This is a genomic window from Streptococcus sp. SS4, from assembly GCF_030440125.1.
In the GTDB taxonomy this organism is placed as follows: Bacteria; Bacillota; Bacilli; order Lactobacillales; family Streptococcaceae; genus Streptococcus.
In genome coordinates, this window is the sequence record NZ_JAQFJM010000004.1 from 66,492 (window position 1) to 78,308 (window position 11,817).

An 11,817-nucleotide genomic window follows, 5' to 3' on the forward strand; every position below is an offset into this window, starting at 1 on the left:
ATGGGTGCAGAAGCAACAATTGAGATTGAACAAGGGAAGGTCTGGCCATCCCTATCAGATATGATCTCTCAATCGAAAGATTGGCCTAATGAAGTTGGTCCTAAAGGTTGGGGAGGTGACAAAGATAAAGAGCTATTATTGGCATCCTTTTATGCACAGTGGGACCAATACCTCCACCCAACAACTGGGGTCTTTATAGCTTTTGGCTTTATTCCCGAGATGCTTTCAAAAGGTATCTATAGTTTTAGTTATGCGATTGAGAAAGCTTACCTTAACATGTTTAAGTTATTCGGGATGTTTGACTATATTAGTCAATCCGATAGCTTTGTTGGTCAAGTTTATAAGTGGCTTCAAATCGTTGGGATTTCATTGTTTGTACTGGTAACTCTCATTCGTCTTATAATGGCAATGGCAGGAGCACCTTTCAGGTATCGAGAGTTCTTCAATCACATTATTCTGGTAACGTTTTCTGTAACTGCACTTCCGGTGTTTGCATCAAAATTTGGTAGTGCTATAGCAAAGGATACCGTAGGATTAGCCTATTATGACATAACTGGCAGTGGTCAGAGTGTTTCGCTTTCTGTAACCCCATTTAGGGGCAATACGGTTGACCTCGAAATGCTGTATGCAATGGATTTTGATACAGATAAGTTAGGGTATAATGAAGATACTCATTTTATAGCGGGGGATAAAAACTGGAATACCATTTCAGATGGTAATATTTGGTTCACCAATTTTACTGAAACTTATGGCCCAACCAATAAAGCCATGTTGCAGTATTATTCTGGACGTGAAGGACGAGTATCGTCGCTACCTAAGATGTTAGGAATACGAGAAGACGGTTCGGTTGATTGGTGGCAACAGGTTAAAAATAGTGCTGCGATGTCTAACCCAGTAACAGCCCTTCTTCAAACCAGTAAACTGTTCTTTACTGGTTGGAAAGAACAAAAAGACTTGAAGGAGGACCAGGCAAATTCACCCTACAATGGATTCTCTGATGTAATGAGATCTACGCTCAACACCATTCGTTATGCAGATGGTAAGATTGCTTATGCACGAGTTACCACTTCAAAATCAGGTTATTTCCTTGGTTTTGATAATACTGCTTTCTTACCAACTTATGCTCGCTATAAAGTTGATTGGATAGCACTGATAACTCAGCAAATCATCCTTTTACTTCTACTTATTGGATTGCTAGTGACTACGGTACGAGTGATTTTCAAAACTCTTATAACAGTAATTATCTCACCACTTGTTTCTTATGCAGCAGTTGGAAATAGTATGAGAATCTTGGAAGTTTGGCAAGAAGTTATGACAGGAATTGCGGCCATCTGGTTTCAACTACTATTCGTCAAAGTAGCTCAATGGTTCTTAATTACTTATAGCGAAGTGAAGCTCAATCTAGGTTCTGGAGCATCTGATGCTGCTAAGAAAACTCTGGGTGGAAGTTTCTATGACGGCTTAGATCCATTCCAACATGCCATTGCGACAATTGCGGTTTACCTTGGTGTTTATCTTGCGGTTTCTCAAGGCTCAAAAGTTTTGGAACGCTGGCTAGGTATTGATACTAACCTTTCAAGTGGAACTAAGGCTGGAGTCGCTACAATGGCTGTTGGTGCCATGGCTGCTAGGAAAATGGGTGGCGGTGCTAGAAACTTCGCTGTTGGTAGGTATAATCCAACTACTGGCAGACGAAATCAAAGTGGGTTTAACCGTCTCAGAAATAGTGTTAGTAGTGGAACCAAAGTTGGTGTAAAGGGACTTAAGAGTGCAGGTAGCGTGGTAGGGTCGACCACAAATAATATCAGACGAGGTACTATGTCGGCTGCAGGTGCTACTGCTGGTGCTGTAGCTGGAACTTGGAATGCATTTTCTGATACGACAGATCAGGACCTTACTGCCTTTCAAGTAGCAAGAAGAGCGGTAGGGGTAACTGGAAGGAAACTATCAACAAGCACTAAAAAAACGTTTAATAGTGCCATGAATGGAACAAAAGAGGTCATAACATCTGGTAAAGAGGGTATTGAGACTGAATTTAGGAATGTGGGTCAAGCAATTAAGAAGGACTTCTCAAGTAGTTTTGGAGAACGTTATACCAGCACTAGAGATAATGTCAATGATAGTATCTTAAATTACGATAGAGTTAGAAGTAATGGCGTAGGAAGAATAACTCCTAAGGGGAATACGTCAAATATTATTTCCCCTACTCAAAGCTTATCAAAGAAGAATAGGTTAGACAGCGACAGTCGATTCCAGAAATTTGATGCTGGAGAAGATGGAGAATTGTGATAACTAGTTTACAAAGTTTCGCTACGGTCTTGTAAGTTAAGATTCTTAGTCTATGTTTAGTATTGTAGTTGCTATCTTTCTTCGGAGTATCAGACGTCTACACTGTAAAGAAATGATAGAACGCCTATTCAGAACATCCAAAAAATATCATAACTTACCTTATACCAGAGAAGAAAGAGAGTTCTGTTATTTTAAATGTATTAAGATTGTTGAGGTATTAATTCAAAATATAAAAAGACAAACATCAAAAGAATGTTTGTCTTTACTTTATCCCTGCATGAGAAAGGGTAGCCCTGACTTATAAACACAAGCAGGGATATATTACGTATGTTCGTATAGAATTAGTTTAAGAGGTAAGACTGTACTGAAAGGTAGTACAGTAACTCACAATTTAATCAGTATTCTGATCAATAATTCTTTTAACTTTCCTAAGTCTTCATGGACTGTCCCGTCCATATAGAGGTTATAAACTTCATCGTCTTGTTCCACTCGTATCTGTGCAGAGTAGCCTTTTGATAGAGCTAAAGAACGAATAACTTCTCGTTGAGTTCGTCCATTACCCTCTCGAAAGGGATGAAAATAATTAAGATTATCAAGAATTTCTGATAAATGCATAATGATTTCATCTTTGGAGTTGGCAGTTTGATGATAGGAATGAATCAGATTATTCATATGAGTTTCAGCTGTATTAAATGACTGTATTGGCATAAAAGGATTACCGCTTTTAGAGATATTTACTTTGCGATATTGTCCAGCCCAAGCGTAAACATCTTGAAATAAATAGTTGTGAATGGCTAGAATATCGCTCATGGAATAAACATGAATGGGCTCTAAACGCAAGTCTGCAAGCCTTCTAGTAACGAATAAGTGTTCATTTCGGTAAGCTTCTTCGATATTTGTAATATTTTGTTTATTGACTAAGACTGTAGAATCTGGATAGGTATATTGGTTATTAGGGTCAATGTACTTATATCCTTCATATTGATTCCTAACCAATGTTCAATTCCTTTCGTCTGTTAGTGACATAAGTTTTTAAATCAATTACATCTTGAACAGTAGGCTCATAATTTTCAATCATTGAAGATCCGATAGCATACCAAACGGTATCAAAATCTGAATAATTATCAAAAGAAATTCCTAAAATTGTTAATTCTTCTTCATTTACATCAAGAGTCATGGCATACCTCCTTGTATATCAATATTATTGTACCATAAACCCTTTATATTTACAGGAAAGATGGAGATAGTTATGATTGATTGAACTGTTGATAGGATATTTTCATCATAAAAAACGAAATGATAGAGGGGATAGTATGGAATCAGATATTATCCATAATAGGATTGTTTGATTTGTGATTAATTTTCAAAGATTTACTTGAATGATAAAAAATGATCTAATCTCAATAGACTTTGAGTATTGATAGTTACTACGCAGAGGTAGTGTAGCTTACTTAGACATTTAATATAAAGTTTTATTTGACTAGCTACTTTCTTCCTAGCTGTTTGGAGGCTGGCCAATATAAAAAAGAGAGACAGCCTTGGACTACCTCTCTTGAATTATAGACAAACTACTTTTTCATAGGTGGTTTGTTTTTTTATTTTCTTAACATAATAGCATCGGCTGAATAGGTTACCTCTCATTATTTCTTTGCTATGAAGAATAAGAACAATGGATTGAAAAGGCTGATGATGAATAGAATAATACCACAGATAATTAACAAACCAAATACTGGGAAAAAGAAACTAGAAACAGCACCTACTAGGATTCCTATTGAATGGATGATGCCATGGAGTGTCATAAATAAACAAAATAAGGCAAATATCGCGGTTAAACTCATCGAGAATTTCAACCAAATCAGTTGTGCAGTTTTTCCTTTGAATTCGAACAAAAAAGTGGCAAGGCAACAGCCGATAGCAATAAGAACCGAAAATAGTAGCCATTTAAAAGATGTCCATGTGCTGATATAGAGTGAAAAATAAAATTCTTGTAACAAGTCTAGCATCCTAAAATCCTCCTAAAAAGATTATTGCGATTGTATTGATTTGATTGTAACAAGATTTAAGTAGCTAGACAAGGTTAGAGAGCCCTAAATAGCAGTAAATAGTCAAAAACATGGAGAAGTATGAGTAGCTAATGGGTGTCACTGGGTTACGAACGTCCCATACTGTTTTATAGAATAGGGAAGAATAATGTATATGGAGGAAATGATATGCCAGGTTTAATTGAAGAACCAGTATTGACAAATAAAGAGATTAGGAAACGAAAAAAAGAAGAGGCACGGAAAAGAAAACAAGAGAAGAAGAAGGAAAAGCAAACACAATTTGAAAGTATAGATCTTGGCGAACGTGCTGGAGAAGAGTTTGTGTATATTCCGCTTAATAAGAAAAAACGTAGAGATTTCTTAGACACTGTTGCGATTTCTGACGTGAAGTCTATTCTATATGGCTATCCTAATCAACCGATACGATTAGCTAATGGCTATTCAGGTTATGTGCAGATTTTTGAGGTGTTTGGGCAAGATATTCAAGCGATGTCTAATGAAGAACAAGCAGCCATTAAGGTAGGCTTCACTCTTTTTCTGTCTGGAACTACCTTTGACATGATGCTTCAGACAACAAAATTGCCAACAGATGTCTCGAGTCAATCAAACGAATTGCTACGTCTGCTAGATGAAGTCAAACAAGAACAGAACGCTCCAGAATTGATCATCAATGATGGTGATGACATTGATACCATTTCACGTAAAGAGAGACTTGTTTATCAACTTAGACAAAGAGAAGATATTTTGAAAACAAAATATCTCGTCCAACAAGTCATTGCGATCAACCAGCAAAATATCGAGTTCTTTATCTGGGTGTTTGGTGACACTTTAGCTGAAATAGATTCCAATACCCGTACCACATTAACGATTGCTTCGAGCCACGGATTTGCCCCTAAAGTTGTATCTGTCGAAAAGAAGGAAGAGTTGTTGACTCAATATTACAACTTTAATGATTCTCTTAATGTTTCACTTAATCAGTACTAGAAGGAGTTCACATGGATTTAAGTTCACGAAAAATCAAGAAATATATTCGAGAGGGTTATGACCTCAATCTGATTAGTAGGATTCAAAGTGATATTCCAGATTTTAAATATGATGATAGATATTGGAGACAAGCAAACGGTTATTATAAGATTGCTCATGTTCCATATGATAGATATCCAGAACACGGTTTACCTGACTTCTGGATGAGCGATTTAATGCTAGTTGATAATGTTATCAGTTTTATGTCCTTGGAACATGCTGCAAATAGTGAAATGTCCGACCTAGCTTCAAAAGCTATTTCGAATATGTTAGCCACTCAAAATACAAAGGCTGCACAAGATGCCGATGACAAGATGCGTATCAGTTCTTTATTAGACTATCGTGAAAAACTAGGTAACAATGTTCCTTCTAAAAAAATTCACACTCGCTTTTTGTTAGCTGCAAACACATTGGATGAACTGGTAGAACGAGAAGCTGACCTCAAGCAACAGTTGAATCAGTATTCTATCTCTTCTTCAGATGGCATGCAAGATGTCGAATACCATACAGCCTTTATCCCAGCTTCTCGTTTAGAAGACACCCCACTACGTCGAAAAGGGCAAGCCGCATCTGTTTGGGATTTAGGTGCTGGCTATCCTTTTAACCATACGAACTTAATGGATACCTATGGCGTTTACTTGGGAGAAACTCGTACAGGTGGTGTTGTTAACTTTGACCTTTTGCATGAAGATAGGGAACGTAAAATTCCTTCAATGCTGATTGCTGGAGCAGGAAACGGAAAGATGAAACTGTTAGGTAACTTGATTGACACCTATTTTGCTAAAGGACACACCATTTTTAACATTGACCTTACTGGAAAATTAAAAGAACTTACGGAAATGCAAGGTGGTCGATATGTCAAGATGTCTGGGACAAATAATAGAAATCATATTAACCTCATGCAAGTTATTGCGACGACTTCCTCTGCAGATGGAGAAACAACGGACCAAGTCCAATCTTTCTATGCCCACCGTAATAAACTACGTGCTTTGGCTCAAATTCTTGATCCAGGGTTAAAGAATTCTGACCTTAATAATTTGTCGTCTGCTTTAAACGACTTCTATGAAGACCGTAGTCTGTGGAACCGTAATGCAGAAGTGATGGACCAAGAAGACTTAACGATTACAAATGTCATTCCTGAAGATTATCCAACTCTATCTCATTGGGTAGAACGCTTAAACAAGCTTAAAGAGGACAAAATCGCAGAGGGGAATGAAATTGATGCTGCAAGTTATGACCGTCTCTATAATGCTTTCTCTGGTCTCTTGGGGGATTATCGCTTCTTAAATGCGACCTCACAGTTTGAAGATTTCTCAAATGAACAAGTTGTGACCTTTGACCTCTCTGGAATTCAAGATACTGAACTTCTTAATATTCAACTTTACCAAGTATTATCTATCATTTCATCATACGCTGTAGCAAATGGAAGAAGGGTATCTGAGTATTTCCGTAGAGGGATTATCGGGGGAGATAAGAGCCAGCGACCTCATAGCATTATTACCATTAACGGAGCACATAAGCTCTTCAATTATCGTTATTCAGAGTCTCTTAACTTCCTAAAGGATTTGATTGAGAATGTAAGTAGTAACTATTCTGCATTTATTATGGAAATGAGTTCATTAGATAACATTCTCTTGAATGCAAATTCTACGGATGCAGTGGACTACGTTTTAGCCACACGCGCGATTTTCTCTATGATGACGTATCGTGTATTTTCTCAATTAGGTGATTTGACTATCCCTCGTCTAGCGGATGCTTTACAAGGGGAAATGACTGAGAGTGAACTTTCATCACTTAAATATTTAAGAGATGGTGATTTCTTCCTAAATATTGCTTCTGTCAAGAACTTAGTCTTCAATCATCAACTAGCAGATAATAGGTCTTATGGGAAGTATCCATATGATGAACATGTTCGCTATGCATTCTTACCATAGGCATGGTGAAAGGGGGAAATACAATGAACCTACAGCAACCATATTCTGGTGAGGCATTTCAACTGCAAACTAAAATTCTGACAGAGGATAATCCACATGATTTGGAAAGAATTGTAAATGATTACTTAGAGATATTGGCTTACAAAAAGACCTGTCGTGTTGTTGATATTACTTATCAGATGCGAAAAACACATCTTTTAAGTAGTTTATGTGGCTTATTTGGAAGTCAGCAAGTGGATGAGTACTCAGCCATGATTATCTACCAAGAACCAGCTCGATTTGAGTCGAGAATATTTGAAACAGAAGAAGCACCAGAGGAGGAAAATTAATCAATGACCACACTAATGCAACTGTCACTATGGGTTAACAATATTGCTTATGACATTAAGACACTACGTTTTTTTAGGATAGTCTCCTTTATTATTAGTTTAGTTCTTGGTTTGGTTGGTTTCTATAGCTATCTCATGCTCTATCAGACACTTTTATTTGCCTACGGTGTTCATTTTATGGCTATTGCCTATACACCATATGTTTTCTGTGCCTTGATTGTAGCCATTTATCAGCTACTTACTGGTAAGAGACGTGAACGTATCAAAAAAGCAAAGCGTATCCTTATGTTTAGTCTTCTTCCTATTTGTTTGATGAACACCTGGGGCTTTATCACGCTAGTGACTTGGGGGCTTGCATGGGTTATGGCCAAACTAGAATATAACCATAGAAAACGAGCTGTTAAGATCGTATCATTCTTCTCAAAGGAATATTCACCTCTTTTTGAAAAGAGATTGGCTAATCGAAGCAACTATTATGCTTATCAATCTGCTTATCGTCTTCTAGACTTGATTCAGGTGTCAGCTTATGAAGAACTCTTTAAGGAAGAAGTGACAGAAAAAGATTATAAAGCTGGTCTCGTTGTTAAAGAGTTACACCGTACTTTCAGAATTAAAGGTGTACCTTTTTCTAAGGTAACAGTAACAGATAAACTCTATATTGCTCCCCCCAAAATGCCAATTATTGGCTTAAGGAGGTTTTAATATATGGTATCTTATCGTTTTAAACGAGATGGTCAGTATATTCAACGTGAACTAGAACTAGATTCTCTTAATGGTTATCAAGACCAAGTCTATCCGGAAAGCCTCGAAGAGCAAGTAGATTATTCAGCGTTTTACGATACCTACTATGACGGTTTTGGTGAGGACAGTATCTCACGTGAACAAGAGAAAAAACAAGGTCTCATTGCGCGTGGGAAAGAAAGGTTATCCAGTGTCAAGGAGGATGTGACAGACTATTATAACTTGCAAGTGGAACGTCACAAAGACTATTACTCAGATGAAGATTCATTTTGGATGCGAAAGCAACAACAAAAACGAAATCGAAAATTCATTAAACAAAGTATCTTTCTTGCCCTAGGACTATTACTTGTATTTGGTTGGTATTGGCTAACCGCACTACTTCATTAAGGGGGTGACTAAGATATTTGAAACGAATAGGTGATAAAGCTGCTCGTGTTCTTCTAACGATTTTTGGATTTAAGACAACAGTTATTATAGGAACGGTCTTAACTCTTGCTATTATTTTAGTTACGATTATTGCTGGTATCATGGGAACAGTCAGTTCTTCAGGTGATAAAGCTAAAAAGATTAGTTCTCAATGTGTAACCTACCAGAAAGACGGCGATGAAGAGGACGATGATGAAGAAGACGATGATGGCTCTAAGCCTCAATCGACTTCTACTAAAACAGATTCAGCATCTGCAGGCGACTCTGATCCCTTTACGAAGGGAACAAAAGCCTATGAAAATGCCCACAAAGTCTTTGTGGCCTTTGTGAATGCTGGATTGTCTGGGGAATCTGCTGCAGGTGCTGTTGGTTGGGCAAACTCTGAAGGGAGCTATGACATCATTGGACGTGCCCAAGGGCATTATGGTGGTGGTATCAATGACTCCATTTCTAAGGGGGCTGTGCCAACGACAGGTGGTACATCTAACACACTTGGTGGTGGTGGAATCTTCCAGTTTGACCCCTACACGAAATACGCACCTCTAAATAGTCCGGACTGGGAAGATGCGGATAAGATGGTTGCCTTTGTTATTGATGCCATCTCAAAAGGTGACTGGAACCCAGCCTATGACGAATCTGGCCATAACTGGTCATTCCAGGAGTTTGCGAAACAAACCAATATCGATGAAACTGCTATGTCATGGAATGCCTACGAACGAGGTAATATGGCTTATGTCAAACCAGACCAGAAGAAGGCGGATGCAAGGAAGTTTGCGGAAGTCTTCGAAGCAAATAAATATAAGTACGATGATGCCAAGTTCCAAAAGGCGTTTGGTGGTGATGGAGCTTCTTCCTATAACTCCTCGTCAAGTAGTCAAGGTTCAGATGATGATGACGGTGAGGACGATGAAGAAGATAGCGACAACGAAGATGATGATAGCGATAACAATAGCAGTTCAAGTAGTTCATCAAGTGACTCTAGCAACAAGGATAGCAAAAAAGACAGTGATAAAGACAAAAAGTCTATTGATACTGATAAGGCTATCAAGTGGTATAAGGATAAGCTAGGGAAGGTCAAGTATTCTCGTGATGCTCGTACTGGGCCAGATAGCTATGACCATTCATCTGCTCTATACTATGCCCTTGTTGATGGTGGTGCTAAAGAATCTGGATCTCCAGTAGATACCGATTTAGAACACGACTGGTTGAAAGACAATGGTTATGAGTTAGTGTATGAGGGTGCCTGGTCGTCTAAAGATGATGTTCAAAACCGTGAAAAAGGAGATGTCATTATCTGGGGTACGAAAGGTAGTAGCTCTGGAGATAAAGGACAGACCATGCTCGTTGAGGATAAGGAGAATATTATCCAATGTTCCCCATCGACAGATGGGATTGCTGAAAACAATTATGGTCAATATCGAGACCGTATTACTATGGACTACGGAAAAGTCTATGTTTATCGTCCAAAAGAGTCAAAAGACAAGAAGGATAAGGATGATGACAAGGAAGAAGTAGATGCAGATACGTGTGGAGATAGCGATAGTAGTAATCTTAGCACAGATACAGGTCAGCCACTTGATGTCCCTTATACCATTACCCAACTTTTCGGTGCATCAGCTAATGCTGGTGGTCCAAATGCGGGTTCAGGACACACAGGAATGGACCTTGCAGCACCAGAAGGCTCTCCAATTTATGCCGTAACAGACGGTGAAGTAGTAGAGGTCAATGAAGAGGCGATGAATATCGACGGTAACCACGTGATGCACACTCTTCCAGATGGCACTATTATTTATTATGGACATATGCGTGATGTTCCTCTTGTTAAGAAAGGGGATAAGGTTAAAAAAGGCCAACTTATCGGATATGTTGGACAAACGGGTGCAGCTACTGGACCACATATTCACTTTGAACGTCGGAAAACGAAAGTCTTCCAGTATGGTGATTTCTTGAGTCCAGCATCAATTATTTTAGGAGATACCCAACCACAAGTTGGTATGGTGATTGATCCTAAGACACAAAAAGGTGGAGCACCATCTAAAGAATAAATCAAAAAGGAGAAAAAGAGTATAAATGAGTAAACAATCAAAAATTAATCCGAAAAGCATGTCATTATTGGCTGTACAAGGCCTAGACTGGTGTTTGCGAAAAGCTTTCTTATGGTTCTTTTTAATCATGGTAACACTTTTCTTGAATGTCCTTTTTAAGACAATGCCAGGTCAACAAGCATTATTATTTATTAGTGTTATCGAAGGCATTTATCTAGCAGCATTCACGTTTAGAGTCATTCAAAAATATAGAAATGGTAGTGAATTTTTGGTTTATACCGTCTTAACTAGTTTCATTGAGATGATAACCTTGTGTGTTCTTTTGTTGAGGCCAACACAGATTACAGAGGCTAAAGTAACTTATATTTTAGTACTATCAGTTACTAGTCTCATTCTTTATGTTGTAGGTTCAAAATTAAGCTTGATCTTATTTAAACGTTATCTATTCAAGAATGTTATCGATGTGGAGTATCTAGGTTTGAAGAAATCTACTGAAACTAACTCAGATAACGAACATTCATTTATTAATGATATTGAGTTAACAGGCTATGGCACTAATGCTCAAATGACAATGATTAATAAGAATGCTATCAAGCCGGAGTATAGGTCGATTGTTGAGGTTACTAATATGGAATATGAGAAAGTTATTTCTCCTCGTTATTATAGAGAGGGAACTGCTCTAGGTAAGCCTCGAGGGAATATCAAACATACGTTTGAGATGGAAGATACGCTATATCATCTTCATTTCAACTTCCATCTATTTGGAATCAATAGTAGGTTTTCTCCAAGTTATCTACCCCTAATTGACCTAACTGTTAGTGAAAATAATGCAAAATAATACATAAATATAATTATGTAAATACAAAAAGGGAGTCAAAAGATGGCTCCTTTTTATTGGTTATATTGCTTAAGTAGAATAGGAGAGGACAGATTTAATAATTTAAAAAGACCAGCTCCTTTCACTATTAGGATAGCTGAACTGCACCTC

General features: G+C 37.8%; 11 protein-coding genes. 8 read left to right on the forward strand and 3 right to left on the reverse strand.

All coding sequences use genetic code 11. The features are described from left to right. Positions 1 to 2,289: a hypothetical protein gene (locus PCY16_RS04615; protein WP_301354097.1), complete on the forward strand. Its 2,289-nt coding sequence runs from the start codon at positions 1 to 3 to the stop codon at positions 2,287 to 2,289. A gap of 384 nt (positions 2,290 to 2,673) precedes the next feature. On the opposite strand, the gene PCY16_RS04620 is transcribed toward PCY16_RS04615, so the two are convergent. From PCY16_RS04620 to PCY16_RS04630, 3 genes are all read right to left on the reverse strand, one after another. Beyond that, the gene (locus tag PCY16_RS04620) at positions 2,674 to 3,285 is read right to left on the reverse strand and encodes a Fic family protein (protein ID WP_073685832.1); all 612 of its coding nucleotides are present in this window, start codon (positions 3,283 to 3,285) and stop codon (positions 2,674 to 2,676) included. Further along, a complete protein-coding gene (locus PCY16_RS04625) occupies positions 3,278 to 3,466 on the reverse strand; it encodes a hypothetical protein (protein WP_011227223.1) in 189 nt (62 codons plus the stop codon). The genes PCY16_RS04620 and PCY16_RS04625 overlap by 8 nt, the downstream gene beginning before the upstream one ends. Positions 3,467 to 3,929: 463 nt before the next feature. Continuing rightward, positions 3,930 to 4,292: a hypothetical protein gene (locus PCY16_RS04630; protein WP_301354105.1), complete on the reverse strand. Its 363-nt coding sequence runs from the start codon at positions 4,290 to 4,292 to the stop codon at positions 3,930 to 3,932. Between the two features lie 207 nt (positions 4,293 to 4,499). Here PCY16_RS04630 and PCY16_RS04635 point away from each other — a divergent pair, with 207 nt between their 5' ends. The 7 genes from PCY16_RS04635 to PCY16_RS04665 are packed head-to-tail and all read left to right on the forward strand — an operon-like array spanning position 4,500 to position 11,667. Beyond that, positions 4,500 to 5,315 (forward strand): hypothetical protein, encoded by an 816-nt coding sequence (locus tag PCY16_RS04635; RefSeq protein WP_301354106.1) that lies wholly within the window; start codon positions 4,500 to 4,502, stop codon positions 5,313 to 5,315. Positions 5,316 to 5,326: 11 nt separating this feature from the next. Next, the gene (locus PCY16_RS04640; protein ID WP_301354109.1) at positions 5,327 to 7,288 is read left to right on the forward strand and encodes a hypothetical protein; all 1,962 of its coding nucleotides are present in this window, start codon (positions 5,327 to 5,329) and stop codon (positions 7,286 to 7,288) included. Between the two features lie 23 nt (positions 7,289 to 7,311). After that, the gene (locus PCY16_RS04645) at positions 7,312 to 7,617 is read left to right on the forward strand and encodes a hypothetical protein (RefSeq protein ID WP_002887284.1); all 306 of its coding nucleotides are present in this window, start codon (positions 7,312 to 7,314) and stop codon (positions 7,615 to 7,617) included. 3 nt (positions 7,618 to 7,620) lie between these two features. Next, positions 7,621 to 8,319, forward strand: coding sequence for a hypothetical protein (locus tag PCY16_RS04650; RefSeq protein WP_301354112.1), 699 nt, complete (start codon positions 7,621 to 7,623; stop codon positions 8,317 to 8,319). Between the two features lie 3 nt (positions 8,320 to 8,322). Continuing rightward, complete coding sequence (locus PCY16_RS04655; RefSeq protein ID WP_037601627.1) at positions 8,323 to 8,745, forward strand: hypothetical protein; 423 nt, start codon at positions 8,323 to 8,325, stop codon at positions 8,743 to 8,745. 17 nt (positions 8,746 to 8,762) lie between these two features. After that, positions 8,763 to 10,829 (forward strand): phage tail tip lysozyme, encoded by a 2,067-nt coding sequence (locus tag PCY16_RS04660; RefSeq protein WP_301354114.1) that lies wholly within the window; start codon positions 8,763 to 8,765, stop codon positions 10,827 to 10,829. 25 nt (positions 10,830 to 10,854) lie between these two features. Continuing rightward, positions 10,855 to 11,667 (forward strand): hypothetical protein, encoded by an 813-nt coding sequence (locus PCY16_RS04665; protein ID WP_301354116.1) that lies wholly within the window; start codon positions 10,855 to 10,857, stop codon positions 11,665 to 11,667. Positions 11,668 to 11,817 lie beyond the last annotated feature (150 nt).

What these genes read in the sequence shown, in the direction of transcription:
- PCY16_RS04615 (WP_301354097.1), top strand. Translation starts at nt 1, where the DNA reads ATGGGTGCAGAAGCAACAATTGAGATTGAACAAGGGAAGGTCTGGCCA.
- PCY16_RS04625 (WP_011227223.1), bottom strand. Translation starts at nt 3,466, where the DNA reads ATGACTCTTGATGTAAATGAAGAAGAATTAACAATTTTAGGAATTTCT.
- PCY16_RS04630 (WP_301354105.1), bottom strand. Translation starts at nt 4,292, where the DNA reads ATGCTAGACTTGTTACAAGAATTTTATTTTTCACTCTATATCAGCACA.
- PCY16_RS04635 (WP_301354106.1), top strand. Translation starts at nt 4,500, where the DNA reads ATGCCAGGTTTAATTGAAGAACCAGTATTGACAAATAAAGAGATTAGG.
- PCY16_RS04640 (WP_301354109.1), top strand. Translation starts at nt 5,327, where the DNA reads ATGGATTTAAGTTCACGAAAAATCAAGAAATATATTCGAGAGGGTTAT.
- PCY16_RS04645 (WP_002887284.1), top strand. Translation starts at nt 7,312, where the DNA reads ATGAACCTACAGCAACCATATTCTGGTGAGGCATTTCAACTGCAAACT.
- PCY16_RS04650 (WP_301354112.1), top strand. Translation starts at nt 7,621, where the DNA reads ATGACCACACTAATGCAACTGTCACTATGGGTTAACAATATTGCTTAT.
- PCY16_RS04655 (WP_037601627.1), top strand. Translation starts at nt 8,323, where the DNA reads ATGGTATCTTATCGTTTTAAACGAGATGGTCAGTATATTCAACGTGAA.
- PCY16_RS04665 (WP_301354116.1), top strand. Translation starts at nt 10,855, where the DNA reads ATGAGTAAACAATCAAAAATTAATCCGAAAAGCATGTCATTATTGGCT.